The organism is Streptomyces sp. NPDC057617, from assembly GCF_042800555.1.
In the GTDB taxonomy this organism is placed as follows: Bacteria; Actinomycetota; Actinomycetes; order Streptomycetales; family Streptomycetaceae; genus Streptomyces.
Genome location: NZ_JBHVGV010000011.1, coordinates 47,872 through 64,183, shown reverse-complemented (window position 1 = coordinate 64,183; position 16,312 = coordinate 47,872). Strand labels below are relative to the sequence as shown.

14 protein-coding genes and 1 pseudogene are annotated in these 16,312 nt (G+C 70.2%); 8 read left to right on the top strand and 7 right to left on the bottom strand.

Annotated features, from left to right (window positions below; genetic code table 11):
• The first annotated feature begins 5 nt into the window (after window positions 1-5).
• The 4 genes from ACFU9P_RS25700 to ACFU9P_RS25685 are packed head-to-tail and all read left to right on the top strand — an operon-like array spanning window position 6 to window position 6,759.
• Window positions 6-1,964: an acyclic terpene utilization AtuA family protein gene (locus tag ACFU9P_RS25700; RefSeq protein WP_384085410.1), complete on the top strand. Its 1,959-nt coding sequence runs from the start codon at window positions 6-8 to the stop codon at window positions 1,962-1,964.
• Entirely contained in the window at window positions 1,961-3,559 is a 1,599-nt protein-coding gene (locus tag ACFU9P_RS25695; protein WP_384084925.1) for an acyl-CoA carboxylase subunit beta, read from the top strand. The genes ACFU9P_RS25700 and ACFU9P_RS25695 overlap by 4 nt, the downstream gene beginning before the upstream one ends.
• A 24-nt stretch (window positions 3,560-3,583) precedes the next feature.
• On the top strand, window positions 3,584-5,605 hold the full coding sequence (locus ACFU9P_RS25690; RefSeq protein WP_384085407.1) for an acetyl/propionyl/methylcrotonyl-CoA carboxylase subunit alpha: 2,022 nt from the start codon (window positions 3,584-3,586) through the stop codon (window positions 5,603-5,605).
• The gene (locus tag ACFU9P_RS25685; protein ID WP_384084923.1) at window positions 5,602-6,759 is read left to right on the top strand and encodes an acyl-CoA dehydrogenase family protein; all 1,158 of its coding nucleotides are present in this window, start codon (window positions 5,602-5,604) and stop codon (window positions 6,757-6,759) included. Before ACFU9P_RS25690 ends, ACFU9P_RS25685 begins: the two co-directional genes overlap by 4 nt.
• A gap of 1,970 nt (window positions 6,760-8,729) precedes the next feature.
• Here the strand turns inward: ACFU9P_RS25685 and ACFU9P_RS25680 are convergent.
• Window positions 8,730-9,160, bottom strand: a pseudogene (locus ACFU9P_RS25680) (hypothetical protein).
• A gap of 917 nt (window positions 9,161-10,077) precedes the next feature.
• Between ACFU9P_RS25680 and ACFU9P_RS25675 the strand changes: the two are divergent.
• Both ACFU9P_RS25675 and ACFU9P_RS25670 read left to right on the top strand, forming a co-directional pair.
• Window positions 10,078-10,698: a hypothetical protein gene (locus tag ACFU9P_RS25675; protein ID WP_384084920.1), complete on the top strand. Its 621-nt coding sequence runs from the start codon at window positions 10,078-10,080 to the stop codon at window positions 10,696-10,698.
• A 373-nt stretch (window positions 10,699-11,071) separates the two neighbouring features.
• Window positions 11,072-12,151 carry a trypsin-like serine peptidase gene (locus ACFU9P_RS25670; RefSeq protein ID WP_384084917.1) on the top strand — a complete coding sequence of 360 codons (1,080 nt, stop codon included), beginning with the start codon at window positions 11,072-11,074 and terminating at the stop codon, window positions 12,149-12,151.
• A gap of 149 nt (window positions 12,152-12,300) precedes the next feature.
• On the opposite strand, the gene ACFU9P_RS25665 is transcribed toward ACFU9P_RS25670, so the two are convergent.
• From ACFU9P_RS25665 to ACFU9P_RS25650, 4 genes are all read right to left on the bottom strand, one after another.
• On the bottom strand, window positions 12,301-12,624 hold the full coding sequence (locus tag ACFU9P_RS25665) for a hypothetical protein (RefSeq protein WP_384084914.1): 324 nt from the start codon (window positions 12,622-12,624) through the stop codon (window positions 12,301-12,303).
• A gap of 135 nt (window positions 12,625-12,759) precedes the next feature.
• Window positions 12,760-12,969, bottom strand: a complete 210-nt coding sequence (locus tag ACFU9P_RS25660; RefSeq protein WP_384084911.1) for a DUF397 domain-containing protein — start codon at window positions 12,967-12,969, stop codon at window positions 12,760-12,762.
• 11 nt (window positions 12,970-12,980) lie between these two features.
• Complete coding sequence (locus ACFU9P_RS25655) at window positions 12,981-13,199, bottom strand: DUF397 domain-containing protein (RefSeq protein ID WP_384084908.1); 219 nt, start codon at window positions 13,197-13,199, stop codon at window positions 12,981-12,983.
• Window positions 13,196-14,026: a Scr1 family TA system antitoxin-like transcriptional regulator gene (locus tag ACFU9P_RS25650; RefSeq protein ID WP_384084905.1), complete on the bottom strand. Its 831-nt coding sequence runs from the start codon at window positions 14,024-14,026 to the stop codon at window positions 13,196-13,198. The genes ACFU9P_RS25655 and ACFU9P_RS25650 overlap by 4 nt, the downstream gene beginning before the upstream one ends.
• 191 nt (window positions 14,027-14,217) lie before the next feature.
• Between ACFU9P_RS25650 and ACFU9P_RS25645 the strand changes: the two genes are divergently transcribed.
• A complete protein-coding gene (locus ACFU9P_RS25645) occupies window positions 14,218-14,691 on the top strand; it encodes an ATP-binding protein (protein WP_376377437.1) in 474 nt (157 codons plus the stop codon).
• The gene (locus ACFU9P_RS25640; RefSeq protein WP_384084902.1) at window positions 14,688-15,365 is read left to right on the top strand and encodes a hypothetical protein; all 678 of its coding nucleotides are present in this window, start codon (window positions 14,688-14,690) and stop codon (window positions 15,363-15,365) included. The genes ACFU9P_RS25645 and ACFU9P_RS25640 overlap by 4 nt, the downstream gene beginning before the upstream one ends.
• A gap of 106 nt (window positions 15,366-15,471) precedes the next feature.
• On the opposite strand, the gene ACFU9P_RS25635 is transcribed toward ACFU9P_RS25640, so the two are convergent.
• Window positions 15,472-15,693 carry a helix-turn-helix domain-containing protein gene (locus tag ACFU9P_RS25635; RefSeq protein WP_376377441.1) on the bottom strand — a complete coding sequence of 74 codons (222 nt, stop codon included), beginning with the start codon at window positions 15,691-15,693 and terminating at the stop codon, window positions 15,472-15,474.
• Window positions 15,693-16,184, bottom strand: coding sequence for a DUF2975 domain-containing protein (locus tag ACFU9P_RS25630; protein ID WP_384084899.1), 492 nt, complete (start codon window positions 16,182-16,184; stop codon window positions 15,693-15,695). Before ACFU9P_RS25630 ends, ACFU9P_RS25635 begins: the two co-directional genes overlap by 1 nt.
• Between the last annotated feature and the right edge of the window lie 128 nt (window positions 16,185-16,312).

Here is a 16,312-nt window from a genome sequence, read left to right as displayed (position 1 = left end):
ACGCCATGTCGGCCCGGACCACACTCATTGGCGCCAGCCCGGAAGTGCTGCGGGTCGGGAACGCTTCCGGGTTCTACGGCGACCGGTTCGACGCGCTGCGGGAGATGCTGACCGGAGGACCGCTGGATGTGCTCACCGGGGACTATCTCGCCGAGCTGACCATGCTCATCCTTGGGCGGGACCGGATGAAGGACCCGGGCGCCGGTTATGCCAAGACGTTTCTGCGGCAGCTGGAGGAGGGGCTTGGGCTCGCGCATGAGCGGGGCGTCAGGATCGTCACCAATGCCGGTGGTCTGAATCCGGCCGGACTCGCCGACGCCATCAGGGAGTTGGCCGGGCGGGTGGGCGTACCGGTGCGGGTCGCGCATGTCGAGGGCGACGATCTGCGCGGCCGGAAGGAGTGGGGCGACGGCGTTCTCACCGCCAACGCCTACCTCGGCGGCGCCGGGATCGCCGCGTGCCTGCGCGCCGGGGCCGATGTTGTGGTCACCGGCCGGGTCACCGACGCGGCGCTCGTCACGGGCCCGGTTGCCGCCCACTTCGGCTGGGACCTCCCGAACCTCCCGAACCTCCCGGATCTCGGTGACCTTGGGGACGTCGAGGACGTCGGTGGTCCCACCGGCCCGGACCGCCCGGGCAGTTCGGATCGTCCGGATGGTCCGGTCGGCTCGTACGCCGTCGGCCGCCCGCACGCCCCCACTGACCCCGCCGATCCGCTCGACCTCGCCCACCTTCACGCCCTCGCCGGCGCCGTCGTCGTCGGACATGTCCTGGAGTGCGGGACCCAGGCCACCGGGGGGAACTACTCCTTCTTCACCGCGCACGACATCCGCCGCCCCGGCTTCCCCCTCGCCGAGATCCACGCCGACGGGTCCGCAGTCATCACCAAGCACCCCGGTACGGGCGGGGTCGTCGACATCGGGACCGTCACCGCGCAGTTGCTGTACGAGACCGGGGGCGCCCGGTATCCGGGGCCCGACGTGACCGCGCGGCTCGACACCGTACGACTGGCACAGGAGGGGCCGGACCGGGTCAGGATCTCGGGTGTGCGGGGCGAACCGCCGCCCGCCACCCTCAAGGTCGGGCTGACCCGGATCGGCGGCTGGCGCAACGAGATCGTCTTCGTTCTCACCGGGCTCGACATCGAGGCCAAGGCGCGGCTGGTGCGCGAACAGGTGGAGGACGCGTTCGGCGGCCGGCGCCCGGCGGAGGTGCGCTGGGAGCTGGCCCGTACGGACCGGCCCGACGCGGACACCGAGGAGACGGCGAGTGCCCTGTTGCGTCTTGTCGTCCGTGACAGCGATCCCGAGGCGGTGGGCCGTGCGGTCACCGGTGCGGCGGTCGAGCTGGCGCTCGGCAGTTACCCCGGATTCCATGTGACCGCGCCGCCGGGCAAGGGCGCGCCGTACGGGGTCTTCGAAGCGGTGTACGTCGACCCGGCGGAGGTCCCGCACACGGCCGTACTGCCGGAAGGACGGCGGCTGGCGGTGCCGGGTCCCGTACCAGGCCCGGCGCCGGGCCCGGTGCCCCGCCTCGCGCCAAGCCTGGCCCCAAGTCCCGTATGTACCAAGGCACTTGACCCCGCCCCCGTACCCGCCCCTGACCTTCCCGACCCCCTGCCCTCCGGACTGCCCACCCGCCGCGCCCCCCTCGGCCTCGTCGCGGGTGCGCGCAGCGGGGACAAGGGCGGGGACGCCAATGTCGGGGTGTGGGCGCGGGACGAGGACGGCTGGCGGTGGCTGGCCCACGCGCTGACCGTCGAGCGGTTCCGGCAGCTCATCCCGGAGAGCCGGGAGCTGACCGTCGTCCGCCATGTACTGCCCGGTCTCCGTGCCCTCAACTTCACCGTGGAGGGGCTGCTCGGCGAAGGCGTCGCCGCGCAGGCCCGGTTCGACCCCCAGGCCAAGGCCCTCGGCGAGTGGCTGCGCGCCCGCCACCTGGACATCCCGGAGGTACTGCTGTGACCCTCCTCCCTTCCGCCCTCAACCCCGCCTCGCCCGAATACGCCGCTCACCGCGAAGCCATGCTCACCAAGCTCGCCGAGCTGGACGTCGAGCACGCCAAGGCCCTGGCCGGCGGCGGCGAGAAGTACATCGCGCGCCACCGCGCCCGCGGCAAGCTCCTCGCCCGCGAGCGGATCGAGCTGCTCCTCGACCCCGACACCCCGTTCCTGGAGCTGTCGCCGCTCGCCGCCTGGGGCAGCGACTACCCGGTCGGCGCGTCCATGGTCACCGGTATCGGCACGGTCGAGGGCGTCGAGTGTGTGATCACCGCCAACGACCCGACCGTACGCGGCGGCGCCTCCAACCCCTGGACGCTGAAGAAGGCCCTGCGCGCCAACGAGATCGCCTTCGCCAACCGCCTCCCCCTCATCAGCCTCGTCGAGTCCGGCGGCGCCGATCTCCCCTCCCAGAAGGAGATCTTCATCCCCGGCGGCGCTCTCTTCCGCGACCTCACGCGGCTCTCGGCCGCCGGTATCCCCACCGTCGCGGTCGTGTTCGGCAACTCCACGGCGGGCGGGGCGTACGTACCCGGGATGTCCGACCACACCGTGATGATCAAGGAGCGGTCGAAGGTCTTCCTCGGCGGGCCGCCGCTGGTCAAGATGGCCACGGGCGAGGAGAGCGACGACGAGTCGCTCGGCGGCGCCGGGATGCACGCCCGTACGTCCGGCCTCGCCGACCACTTCGCGCTCGACGAACAGGACGCGATCCACCAGGCCCGGCGGATCGTCGCCCGCCTCAACTGGCGCAAGGCGCACGCCGATCCGGGCCCGGCCGAGCCGCCGAAGTACGACGAGGACGAGCTGCTCGGGATCGTGCCCGGCGATCTGAAGATCCCCTTCGATCCCCGCGAGGTGATCGCGCGGGTGGTGGACGGTTCGGACTTCGACGAGTTCAAGCCGCTGTACGGGCCGAGCCTGGTGACCGGGTGGGCGCGGCTGCACGGCTATCCGGTGGGGGTGCTGGCGAACGCACAGGGGGTGCTGTTCTCGGCCGAGTCGCAGAAGGCCGCGCAGTTCATCCAGCTCGCGAACCAGCGCGACATTCCGCTGGTCTTTCTGCACAACACCACCGGTTACATGGTCGGTAAAGAATATGAGCAGGGCGGCATCATCAAGCACGGCGCGATGATGATCAACGCGGTGGCGAATTCCCGGGTGCCGCATCTGTCCGTGCTGATGGGCGCGTCGTACGGGGCGGGGCACTACGGCATGTGCGGCCGCGCCTACGATCCGCGCTTCCTCTTCGCCTGGCCGAGCGCCAAGTCCGCGGTGATGGGGCCGCAACAGCTCGCCGGGGTCATGTCGATCGTCGCGCGGGCGTCGGCGGCGGCGAAGGGGCAACCGTACGACGAGGCCGGCGACGCGGCCGTACGGGCGATGGTGGAGGGGCAGATCGAGGCGGAGTCGCTGCCGGTGTTCCTGTCGGGGCGGCTGTACGACGACGGGGTCATCGACCCGCGCGACACCCGGACCGTGCTCGGTCTGTGCCTGTCCGCGATCCATACGGGGCCGGTCGAGGGTGTGCGGGGCGGCTTCGGTGTCTTCCGGATGTGAGGGGTTGTGGACGTGGACGCTGTGGTGATCACTTCTGTACTGGTCGCGAACCGGGGCGAGATCGCCTGCCGTGTCTTCCGGACCTGCCGGGAGCGGGGGATCGGGACGGTCGCGGTGTACGCGGATCCGGACGCGGACGCGCTGCACGTACGGGAGGCCGACACGGCCGTACGGCTGCCGGGGGCCGCGCCCGCCGACACGTATCTGCGCGGCGACCTGATCGTGAAGGCGGCGCTGGCGGCGGGCGCGGACGCCGTACACCCCGGGTACGGATTCCTCTCCGAGAACGCCGGGTTCGCGCGGGCGGTGCTGGACGCGGGGCTCGTGTGGATCGGGCCGCCGCCCGACGCGATCGAGGCGATGGCGTCGAAGACCCGGGCGAAGGAGCTGATGGGGGCGGCGGGCGTACCGCTGCTGGCGCCCGTCGATCCGGCCGCGGTCACGGAGGCGGACCTGCCGCTGCTGCTGAAGGCGGCGGCGGGGGGTGGCGGCCGCGGGATGCGGATCGTACGCGAACTCCCCTCGCTCGACGCCGAGTTGACGGCCGCGGCGGCAGAGGCGCGGTCGGCGTTCGGGGACGGGGAGGTGTTCGCGGAGCCGTACGTGGAGGGCGGCCGGCATATCGAGGTACAGGTCCTCGCGGACGCGCGGGGCACGGTGTGGGCGCTGGGCACGCGCGACTGCTCGCTCCAGCGCCGCCACCAGAAGGTCATCGAGGAGTCCCCGGCGCCGGGCCTGCCGCCGGCACTCCGTACCGCCCTGCACGAGTCGGCGGTCCTGGCGGCGCGGGCGGTGGGGTATGTGGGCGCGGGTACGGTCGAGTTCCTGGTCTCAGCGGAGGGCCGCCCGTACTTCCTGGAGATGAACACCCGCCTCCAGGTCGAACACCCGGTGACGGAGGAGGTCTTCGGCCTGGACCTGGTGGCGCTGCAACTGTCGGTGGCGGAGGGCGGGTTGCTGCCGCCGGAGCCGCCGCGTGCGCACGGCCATGCGATGGAGGCGCGGCTGTATGCGGAGGATCCGGCGAGGGGGTGGGCGCCGCAGACGGGGACGCTGCGGGCGCTGGATTTCGCCGGATCCACCGCTGCGGGGCGGGCGCCGGACGCGCCGCGCCTCCGTGTCGACACCGGCTACTCCGCCGGGGACACCATCGGTGTGCACTACGACTCGCTGCTCGCCAAGGTCGTTGTGTGGGCGCCTACGCGGGGGGAGGCCTTGCGCGCGTTGAGGTATGCGGTGCGGCGGGCGCGGGTGCACGGGCCGGGGACCAACCGGGAGCTGCTCGTACGGTCGCTGGAACACCCCGACTTCGCGGGCGGACGGTTCGACACCGGGTTCTACGAGCGCCACCTCGATGTGCTGACAGAGCCAGTGCCCGGGGAGCGGTACGCCGCGGTCGCCGCGGCGCTGGCCGACGCGGCGGCTCGGGGGAGCGGGGCCGGGGCCGGTCTGCCCGCGCGGGTCGGCGGCTGGCGGAATGTGGGGGCCGCGTGGCAGACGAAGACGTACGGCGAGCACGAGATCCGCTACCGGGGCACCCGGGACGGGTACGCCGTGGAGGGCGCGGAGGGCGTGTCGGGTGAGTCGGGTGTCGGAGGCGCGGATGTACGGGTCGTCGGCGTCGCGCCACGCCGGGTCAGCCTCGAAGTCGAGGGTGTCGTACGGCACTTCGAGGTCACCGCGTACGGCGACGAGGTCCATGTGGACGGCGCGGACGGCTCGTACCGTCTGACTGCGCAGCCCCGCTTCACCGACCCGAGCCGCCGTACCGAACCCGGTTCGCTGCTCGCGCCCATGCCGGGCACCGTCGTACGGATCGCGGACGGGCTGGCCGAGGGTGCGCGGGTCATCGCCGGGCAGCCGCTCGTCTGGCTGGAGGCGATGAAGATGGAGCACCGCATCACCGCCCCGGCATCGGGCACGCTCACCGCGCTCCACGCCGTTGTCGGCCGCCAGGTCGAGGTCGGCGCTCTGCTCGCTGTCGTCACGGACACAACACAAGAGGACATCGGGAACACTGAGGACATCCGGGAGGACACAACATGAGCGGCAGCCCCCACATCCCCCGCACCCCCCTCATCGAGACCGAGGAACAGACCGCCCTCCGCGCCGCCGTCGCCGCCCTCGGCCGCCGCCATGGCCGCGGCCACGACCGCGAGACCCTCTGGCGCGAGGCCGGCAAGCTCGGCTATCTCGGGGTGAACCTGCCCGAGGAGTACGGCGGCGGGGGCGCCGGAATCGCCGAACTTTCCCTCGTACTGGAAGAGTTGGGCGCCGCAGGCTGCCCGCTCCTGATGCTGATCGTCTCGCCCGCCATCTGCGGCACGGTCATCGCCCGCTTCGGTACGGACGAGCAGAAGCGGCGCTGGCTGCCCGGCCTCGCCGACGGTTCCCTCACCATGGCCTTCGGCATCACCGAACCGGACGCGGGCTCCAACTCCCACCGCATCACCACCACCGCCCGCAAGGACGGCACCGACTGGGTGCTCAACGGCCGCAAGGTCTTCATCTCGGGCGTCGACATCGCCGATGCCACGCTCATCGTCGGCCGCACGGAGGACGCCAGGACCGGCCGTCTCAAGCCGTGCCTCTTCATCGTCCCCCGCGAGACGGAGGGCTTCCGGCGTACGCCGATCGAGATGGAACTGGACGCGGCGGAGAAGCAGTTCGAGCTGGTCATCGAGGACGTACGGCTGCCGGCCGACGCGCTCGTCGGCGACGAGGACGCAGGACTGCTCCAACTCTTCGCCGGGCTCAACCCCGAACGTGTCATGACCGCCGCCTTCGCCCTCGGCATGGGCCGGTACGCGCTGTCCCGCGCCGTCGAGTACGCGAAGACCCGCCAGGTGTGGAACGACCCCATCGGCGCCCACCAGGCCATCGCCCACCCCCTCGCCCAGGCCCATATCGAGCTGGAACTCGCCGGGCTGATGACCCGTAAGGCCGCGGCCCTGTACGACGCGGGCGACGACACCGGCGCGGGCGAGGCGGCGAACATGGCCAAGTACGCCGCCGCGGAAGCCTGCGTACGCGCCGTCGACCAGGCCGTACACACCCTCGGCGGCAACGGCCTCACCCGCGAGTACGGCCTCGCGTCCCTGATCACGGCCGCCCGCGTGGCCCGGATCGCACCGGTCAGCCGGGAGATGATCCTGAACTACGTGTCCCACCAGTCCCTGGGCCTCCCCAAGTCGTACTGACAATGCACGCTTCGCCGCGATGGTGCTGGAGCGGGGCCAGGCCGTGGCGGTTGCCCTGGCCGGGGCGGCGGTCAATGGGGGCGCTGTGGGGGCGCCGGGTCGAGCGTCGGGCGGTACGGACGGCGCGTCGTTGCCCAGGGGGCGTCCTCTGCGATCGGTGGTCCGTGCCGCACCGGGGTCACGCGGTGCTCGGGGCGAGGGGGCGTTCGGCGTCGGTGGAAGTGCCGTTCAGGCGCGAGGCCAGGACGTACCATTCCCGGCTCCCGCGCCACATGCGGCCTGCCCGGGCCCGCACCGTGGCCGACCACCTGGACCGACGGACCGAGCGTGGTGGCGTCCCTTCCGGGAACTGCGTCTGGACGCGGGGATCACGGGCAAGGAGCGGGCGGCACGCGTCGCCAGTCCTCCCGCATCGTCCGACGCGGATGCGCGGGCACCCGATCTGGTGGCGGTGAACCGGCAGGCCGGCTCTGCGTACGAAATTGCCTGTTCCGCGCCTACTGCTCCCACGTGGTGCCCGGAATCCTTCAGACGCCCGGCTACGCCACGGCGATGCTCGGCACGCACACGTGTGCTTCGCGCTGCTCATCGAGGAGTCCGTACTCCGGTACCGCATTGGGGACACGGATGTCATGGCCGGCCAGATGGGCTGGGCGTTGTCGTCCCTTCCGCTGCGGCCGGCGAGCAGGTCATGTGGCCGTCAGGTCCAAGTGGAGCTGCTTTCGGCGTTGGTGACGGTTGCGGCTCCGGGTGAGATCGAGCTGTGCGTACGGGCATTTGATACGGGGCGGCGGCGCGGACGCTGATCGTGCGGGCGGTCGACGCGCTGTCCTGACCCTGGGTAAGCCGACGACGCCCCGGCCCGGCCGCAACGGCTCCGGTGCCGGCCCGGCCCGGGCCCGGGTGCCCGGCTCCACGCGCTGCGCCCGGCGCAACGGGTTCAGCACGGACGCGTCGGCGGCGGATCAACCCCGCGTGCGCGGGGACCACCCGGACGAACGTTGGGAGGCCCACGGGCGCCCGGGATCAACCCCGCATACGCGGGGGCCGCGTCAGGGCAGTGCACCACTCCAGGCCGTACCCGGGATCAACCCCGCGTGTGCGGGGAGTACCTCCCGCACTGCGGGCATGGGAGGTCGGCCAGGGGAACACCCCCGCGTGTGCGGGGAGCAGACTGTGGCCCGGTCGGAGACGTGCCAGCCCGAGGGACCAACCCCGCGTGTGCGGGGAGCGGCTCGACACGGCGGCCGAGGCCGTGTTCCAGGCGGGACCAACCCCGCGTGTGCGGGGAGCGCGATGGCGAGTCCACCGCGGGCATGGCGTACATGGGATCAACCCCGCGTGTGCGGGGAGCACTGCTCCAGCGTCAGCCGGTACCCGATCGCCGGGGGATCAACTCCGCGTGTGCGGGGAGCAGATCCAGACCAAGCAGGTCGACTGGGCCACGTCGGGAACAACCCCGCGTGTGCGGGGAGCAGTCAGTGTTGCCCGAGTACCAGGCCCGCCACATGGGAACAACCCCGCGTGTGCGGGGAGCACCGGATCACCGTGCCGATCCACTCGCCGCCGTTGGGACCAGCCCCGCGTGTGCGGGGAGCACGACTGGATTCCGGACCAAAGGCCCTGGACGACGGGACCAGCCCCGCGTGTGCGGGGAGCAGAGTTGCTGAGCTGGGGTTTTGTTCGGGTGGTGGGCTGGTTTTGCTTGCTTTCGGGGGAACCGGCATCGCTCCTTTTCCTTGCCCTTGTGGGCAATTGGGGTAGCCGTTCCGCTTGCCCCTGGGGGCATTCTCGTTCACCCAGGGCCGGACGTCCCGCGATCGCGCCCCTTCGTGCGCAACCTTGTGTCCGGACGCCCTCGTTCCGGCCGCCGGCGCCGCCGTGCTCGTCGCCTGTACGGCCGGGACACGCCGCGCAGTTCAGGCCGCCCGCATGACTGCTCGCATGGGTTGGCGCGTGGCGCCGTTCGGCTATGCCACGTCCACTGGAAGGCCGGCTTCGCGGACTTCGGTCACCACGTCCGCGGTGCCGCCGCTCTCGCCCGAGGGGGGCTCGGCGTTCCATATCGCGACGAGGCGATCGGTCTGCTTCAGCAGTTCGGTGTTGGCGGTTTCGCGTGCTGGCCGGTTTGCCGCCTTATGAGCCATTACCGGGGGCTCGGCTGCCTCCCGTGGCAGGAGGTCGAAGACCGGTGCGTGGTCCGGCTTCACCTTCTTGTCCCGGTAGTCGCGTGAGGGGATCACTACGATCAGCCGTCCTCCGAGCGCGGTGATTTCCTGTGCGAACAGGCTGCTTGCCCCGGCCGCGATGCACGAGACCCGGTGAGGTCCCCGCGATAGGACGCCAATGCCTCGCGCAGCACGGCCCGTACGAGCGGCAGGCTCGCCTCGGTCAGGTCCATGTGCCCGGTCACTGCCAGCGTTGCCGCACGCCCACCTGCCCAACTCGAAGGACCGTACCCGCCGCCGCGTACCCGGCCACCCCCGCCCGCGCGAGGAACGTTCTGATGGCCGACTGCGGTACGTCGTAGACCACGGAACACCCCCGCGTGCGGAGACCACAGGGGCGTGCCCATGCCCGGCACGTCGTCGTTGGGATCAACCCCGCATGCGCGGGGACCGCGGCGCGGAGGCCCCTGCGCGGCGGGTGGTGCCAAGCTCAACCCCGCGTGTGCGGGGACCACACCTTCGTCTCCGCACTGGCTGGCAGCGTGCGCGGTCGGGGTGCGCGCGAGACCACCCCCGCGTGTGCGGGGAGCAGGCGCCTCCGGCGAGGGACAGACCGTCGCCCCAGGGAACATCCCCGCGTGCGCGGGGAGCAGACCCGCACCACGCGGCGCTGGCCATCCGCAGTGGGATCACCCCCGCACGCGCGGGGAGCAGCTTGCGGACGACGACGCCCCGTCGCTCCCGTCGGGATCAACCCCGCGTGTGCGGGGAGCAGAGTTGCTGAGCTGGGGTTTTGTTCGGGGGTGGGCTGGTTTTGCTTGCTTTTGGGGGAACCGGTGTAGCTCCTTTTCCTTGCCCTTGTGGGCAATTGGGGTGGCCGTTCCGCTTGCCTCTGGGGGCATTCTCGTTCACCCAGGGCCCGACGTCCCGCGATCGCGTCCCTTCGTACGCACGCAACCTTGTGGCCGACGGGCTCGTTCCGGCGACCGGTACGTACTCAGCGGGGCCGCGTCGTCTCCCGGAGGAGGTGCCCCCCTTGCGTCGGGCCGCGCGGGCAAGGCCCGAGGCCCGGCGGGGCCGTGCCGCCTCCCGGGGGGGGGCTCTTCGGCCCGGTTTTCGGGGGGTTCGCGGGCTGGCCTAGGTTTGGGGGATGAGTTCTTCTCTCAGCGTCTACTTGCTCGACGTCGCCGCCACGCGCGCCTTCGTCGGATCCCGTGACGACCAGTTGCTGGAGACGATACGCGAGGACTTCGGGGATGATCTGGCCCGCGACGACGACTACCACAGCCATGCGATCGAGCAGGGCGCCCCCACGGCGTACGAGGCACTGCGCGCGGTCGTTTATGGCGGGCCCTTCAGTGAGGACCGGGAGCACGCCTTTCAGTACGGCTATGCCTACGACCGGCTGTGCTCGCTCACCGGCGCGTTTCTGCCCAATGACTGCTTTACCCCGCACAGAGGCGACTGGCTTTCCGACGTCGACCAGGGGCTGAAAGCCCTCGGCATCACCGCCGTGTCCGTGGAAGCCTTCAGCTATGGCGGGCTGCCCGCTCCGCTGCCGTACGCCTCCGTACCGGGCTGCGGCGAGTGGACACACGAACAGATAGTCCGGGCGCTGGAGGAGTTCGAGACGGCCAAGCGCGCGGTCGAGGAGTCGGGGCAGGCGCCGTCGCTGGAGCCGGAGGTCGAGGAGGCCGCGATGCAGTGCGTGAGCTGGATGCGGTACGCGGTGAAACGACCTGGCATCGGTGTCATCGGCTTCTGCTCCTGAAACCGTGGGTTGGGGGGTGGGGGGGCGATCAGATGGCCGCCCCCCACCCGCCGAGGGTACGGCGCCCGCCGCGGACGAGGTGAGCGCGCCGGCTGGGATGTCCAGATACGTACGCGGTCGAGGCGCGCTGCCTCCCGCTGGGCCGCGGCGACGCGTCACCTCAGTCGCATCCTCCGGCCAATCGTGTGGCCACTCCAAGCCGTCGTGAACATGCCATCTTCTGCTCCCCTGGTGTCCGGTGTTGTACTTCCGGCGGGCCGGCCGAACGCGCCGGTAACCAGAGGGGGAACAAATGATGAAGGGGCATCACACCGTGCGCATATCTCGGACCCGGACCCGGACCCGGACCCGGACCCGAACCCGCAAAGCGGCTGTGGCCGCTTTATTCGCGATCACGCTGATCCCGGCGACCCTGACGACTGCCACGGCGGCCGACGCCCAGCCCCCGGCCCCGGCCCAGGCCCCGGCGGTGACGGTCGGCGTGCAGACCGCCGATGCGCAGAAGGTTCGGGACTTCTGGACGCCGGCCCGTGTCAAGCGGGCGCTCGCCAACGAGGAAGCCGGCAGTGGCGCCCCCGTCCGCAAGGGCGAGGAGCTGACCGGCCGGGCCGCGGACATCGCCAAGACCGACAGCCTGGGCCTGAAGGCGGAAGCCGATCCGGTCCTTCCCGCCGACGACAAGCCGATGGCTCTCGCCGCGGCCGTGCCGGAGATGCCGGTGGCACAGAGGGTGCCGTTCCCCCAGAATCAGCCGTTCGTCGTCGCGGGGAAGATCCTGTACACGAACAAGGACGGCGAAGAGTTCGGGTGCAGCGGCGCCTCCATCGTCTCCGACACCGGGAACACGGTGTGGACCGCCGGGCATTGCGTCCACCCCGGCGACGGCACCGGCGCGGAAGGGTTCTACAACAACATCACGTTCATGCCCGGGTTCAAGAAGAACGACCAGAACCCCGACGGCTACGACGCACCGTGGGGCAAGTGGGTCGCGACGAAGAAGGTCGCACCGGAGCAGTGGACCGCTGACGGCGACTACGACGACGCCGATCTGGCCGCGTTCAACGTGGCCGTGCCGCCGGGCTACACGTCCCTGACGGCCGCTGTCGGCGCGCTGGGCTACCGGTTCGGCGCCGGGTCGGACTTCTCCGACGTCATCTCCTCCGGGTACCCCGGAGAGGGCTACAACCGCACCGACATGGACGGCTTCATACACTTCTACTGCACCGGAAACGCCGAGGACGCGTTCGACTGGAACCCGCTCGACAACCGGGTCAAGATCGACTGCGACATGGGCCGGGGGGCTTCCGGCGGTCCGATCTTCACGACCGAGGCTCAGATCATCAGCGCGAACTCCCACTACGAGTCCGAGAACGACACCCGCAGGAACGACGACCTGTTCGGCTCCGAGCACGGCGACCAAGCCGTAGCCGTGATCAACGAGATCAACGCGTAGACGGGCGCGCAACGCGTAGATCGGCACGCAAACGCGTAGACCGGCACCCGAACGCGTAGATCAGCACCCAAGCACGTAGACCGGCACATGCACGAAAAGGCCTCACAGTCCCTGCGGCTGCGGGGCCTCTTCGTCATTGCCCGGGTCGGTCAGTCCCGCCTGGCCATGCCCGGGTCGATGTCCTCGGCGTCGGGCGCGTTGATGAAGTACTGCGACAGGTACCGGTCGCGGATCTCTTCCGTGGTCAGCGTCTCCCAGCCGTCCGGCTTCTCCTTGCCCGCCTTCTTCAGCTCGGCCGTCCACGCGGCAATGAGCCCCTCACGGGTCCGCGGCACGTCCGCGTTCGCCGCGGACTCCGGCTGGACCGTCACCTTCGGATCGCCGTCCACCACGACTGTCACCGCGAACGTCGCCCCGGCGCCGACGAGGAACGCCGCCACGACCAACGCCCATACCTTCTTGCCCGTCACCATGGTCTCCGTTTCCCTCTCCCTCTCCCTCGCGTGTCACGCCGGTCCTACCGTCCCGCAGCCGCCAGGCCGTAGCCCTCGCCGGGATAGCGAAGAGCCCCGGCGCTCCGGAGGACGGAGCGGCGGGGCTCAAGCGCCTTACGGGCGGGGGGACTCTGCCGTCTTGACGGCCGTCACGAATGCGGTGAACGCGGTGGCCGGGATGGTCAGGGTCGGGCCGCTCATGTTCTTGGAGTCGCGGATGGGGACTGCGCCGTGTGAGGTGGCGAGGTTGGTGGCCACCTCGATGCACTGGCCGCCGTTGTTGCTGTACGAGGACTTGCGCCAGCGCGGGGGCTCGGTCGTCACGGGGTGTCCTTTCACTCGTCGAAGCCGCCGGGGGACTCGGCCGCCTTGACGGCCGTCACGAATGCGGTGAACGCGGCGGTCGGGATGTGCAGGGCCGGGCCGTTCGGGTTCTTGGAGTCGCGGACGGGGACCACGCCGTGGGAAGCGGCGAGGTTGGCGGCGACCTCAACACAGGCGCCGCCGTTGTCGCTGTAGGAAGATGTGAACCAACGGGGGGACTCGGTCGTCACGGGGTGCCCTTTCGTACCTGCTCGATCATGGCCACGGAAGCCGCCTGAGAGAGCGCTTCGGCCTGTAGCTGATGGTAGGCCGTCAGCAGGGGCACTACGGAAGACGTCTCACGGTCTAGGTGTCCTTGAGTTTGAGACTCGGTGTAGGCGGCAACGGACCGGTCGGACTGCGTCAGCAAGTGGACCGGGAGGTTGAACGAACGGCGCTCGCCCATATCGAACGGGGCTACCTGTAGCACTGTGTTGGGGGCGGCAGCAAACTCGACCAGCCGCTCAAGCTGCGGCTCCATGACCGCACGGCCCCCGACGGATCGCCGGATGCAGCTCTCGTCCAGGACGACAAACACCATCGGCGGGCGGACCCGCTCCAACGCTTGCTGCCGTTCCGTCAGAACCGAGATTCGTTCGTCGGCCTGCTCGGGCGTGATGGCGCCCCGCTGTACGGCAGTGTCGGCGAGCACCCGTGCGTACTCCGGAGTCTGCAACAGACCAGGGATGATCCCGATCTCGAACAGCCGGATCTCGACCGCCCGGCCCTCGTACCCCACGTACTCCGAGAAGCCTTCCAGCAGGGCGCCATGCTTGATCTCGCGGCACTTGCGCTCGAACAGATCGCCGGTGCCCAACGCGCGGTCAGCACCGCGCGCAAACCGCAAGGTTGGCATCTTCCGACCAGTTTCAACTGCCGAAATATGCGTGCTGGAATATTCCATCCGGTCGGACAGATCTTCCTGCTTCCAGCCCTTCCCCTCCCTGAAGCCGCGCAGTTGTGCTCCGTAGGCGGCTTGCGGGCTGCTGTCGGGGTTGAGTTCCTTCCGGTTGACCATCTGGCACCAACTCTCTTGCCGTCTATGACACGTTGAACGATTCCGGACCCTACGCCACGCTGAGTGCTCCCGGTAGCCGTTTCGCTACGGAGAGGAGCGGACCTTGTCATGGAAGCGCATTCTGCCCATGTTCCGCAGCGATTCGGTCGACTTGGTCGAGAGTGAAAAAGGGCAGATGGAGGCCGTGTGACATGTACGGGAAACCCACGCCGAACCCGACGAACCCGCCGAACCCAACGAACCCAACCGGCAGCCGCGTTGTGCTGCGCTGGAGCCCGGATCCGCGATGCGTCGCATTCGCGCGGCAGGAACTGCGGAAGGCGCTCGCGGATTGGGGGCTGTCCGTCCTGGAGGACTCGGCCGTTCTGATTCTGTCGGAACTGCTGAGCAATGCCGGGCTGCACGCGAAGGTGACGCCGGAACAGGTCATCGAGACGCGTTACTTCCGCAGTTCGGGTGCGCTGCGCATTGAGGTGCACGACGGTTCGCCGGACCGGCCGCGGCCTCGGCCGGCCGGTCCGGAGGCTCCGGACGGGCGGGGGCTGCTGCTGGTCGAGGCACTGGCGGACGAGTGGGGGGTGGCCGACCGGGGCGGGCCGGGGAAAGTGGTGTGGGCGTCACTGTCGGTACCGCTCGTACGGCCCGTCGAGCGGGACTGCTCATGACCGCGCCGGTGGGTAAGCCGGCAGGTAAGCCGACGGGTAAGCCTCCGGTCGTTCCGTACATCGCGTGCTGGTCCTCGGAGCACCGGCCCCAGGGGACGTTGGTCGTCCGGGGCGGCGGTATCGCGTACGCCGACGAAGGGCCGTACGAACGCGACGACTTCGGCATCCTCTGGAAACGGGTCGGCATCAGCCCGGGCAAAGGGCGGCCGGAGTTCGGGAATGTGCATTTTCTGCGGCAGCGCCGCGCGATGCGGAAGCTGCTGTGCCAGATCTGTGGCGGGCCGTCGGACCGTACCCCCAAAGGGACGTTGTGGGTGGTCGGCGAGGACGCGGATTACCCGGAGTTGCACAAGCCGGGCTTTGTCACCACGCATCCGCCGCTGTGCGTGCCCTGCGCGGTCGCGTCGGTCGGGGCCTGTCCGCACTTACGCAAACGCCATGTGGCGTTGCGCGTCAAGACATTCGTCGTGGCGGGGGTGCACGGGGTCGTGTACCAGCCGGGCGGGGCCTTTCCGGTGATGTACGAAGCGGGCGGGGTGGCCTTCGAGAGCCGGCGGATCAGGTGGGTGCTGGCGGGCCAACTCATCATGGAACTCCAGGAATTCACGGTCGTGGACCTGGACGCGGAACACGCGGCGTACGTGAAGCGGGCGGAAGTGCGGGCCGACGCATAGACATTGCGGGCCGATACGGAAAAGCCTTCCGGCCGGACCGTTAGGCCCGCCGGACCGTCAGGCCCGGCCGGAGCGGGATCGGCGGTGACGCGTCGGCGGGCACGGTTCATTGGCTCTCGGTGTTCTCGGGCTGCCAGCGCAGCAGGTCGCCGGGCTGGCAGTCGAGCGCCTCGCAGAGCGCGGCGAGGGTCGTGAAGCGTACGGCTTTGGCGCGGCCGTTCTTGAGTACGGCCAGGTTGGCGGGTGTGATCCCTACGCGGTCCGCGAGGTCTCCCACGGACATTTTCCGCTTGGCCAGCATCACGTCGATGTCGACGGTGATCGGCATCAGATCACCTCGTCCAGTTCGGCCTGCATCTGGGCTGCTTCGGCGTTGCGTGTGACGGCCTGGGTGAGCAGCATCCGCAGTACGAGCACGATGAGCGCGACCCCCAGGATGGCCACGCCGATCCCGGCCATGATGACGGTGACGCCCGGGTCGTCCCGCTGGCCGGGGGCGTTGACGGCCGTGACCGCGAACCACACGAGGGCGGCCGCCACGATCGCGCCGATCATGCCGTTCACGTAGCGGAAGGCGGCGTGGGAGAACACGGTGCCGCGTCGCACCATCGCCACCAGTCGCCATACGCAGACCAGGGCGGCCTGGACCGACACCATGCCGATGACCGTGATCACGCGCAGCGGGGTCAGCGGGAGTGCCCCGTCCTCCGGGTCGTTCCCGCTGGCCAGCGCCCACACCATCCCTGCCTGTACGAACACGGTGCCGGCGAGCACCACCACGAGCACGGCGCGCAGCGCACCCACGGTCAGCTTTCCCATGACGCATCCCTCCATCGAGTTACGATGGAAATCTATCGAATATCGATAGATGCAGCAAGGGTTGACTGTCTTGCGGGGTCCGTTGGGTCCTGGGTCTCCCCAAGGCGTGGTGATACAGGCGATTCTTG

Bases quoted from the DNA above. Each gene is read 5' to 3' on its own strand.
- ACFU9P_RS25700 (WP_384085410.1), top strand. From the start codon at position 6: ATGTCGGCCCGGACCACACTCATTGGCGCCAGCCCGGAAGTGCTGCGG.
- ACFU9P_RS25665 (WP_384084914.1), bottom strand. From the start codon at position 12,624: ATGGTGACGGGCAAGAAGGTATGGGCGTTGGTCGTGGCGGCGTTCCTC.
- ACFU9P_RS25635 (WP_376377441.1), bottom strand. From the start codon at position 15,693: ATGCCGATCACCGTCGACATCGACGTGATGCTGGCCAAGCGGAAAATG.
- ACFU9P_RS25650 (WP_384084905.1), bottom strand. From the start codon at position 14,026: ATGGTCAACCGGAAGGAACTCAACCCCGACAGCAGCCCGCAAGCCGCC.
- ACFU9P_RS25675 (WP_384084920.1), top strand. From the start codon at position 10,078: ATGAGTTCTTCTCTCAGCGTCTACTTGCTCGACGTCGCCGCCACGCGC.
- ACFU9P_RS25630 (WP_384084899.1), bottom strand. From the start codon at position 16,184: ATGGGAAAGCTGACCGTGGGTGCGCTGCGCGCCGTGCTCGTGGTGGTG.
- ACFU9P_RS25640 (WP_384084902.1), top strand. From the start codon at position 14,688: ATGACCGCGCCGGTGGGTAAGCCGGCAGGTAAGCCGACGGGTAAGCCT.
- ACFU9P_RS25685 (WP_384084923.1), top strand. From the start codon at position 5,602: ATGAGCGGCAGCCCCCACATCCCCCGCACCCCCCTCATCGAGACCGAG.
- ACFU9P_RS25645 (WP_376377437.1), top strand. From the start codon at position 14,218: ATGTACGGGAAACCCACGCCGAACCCGACGAACCCGCCGAACCCAACG.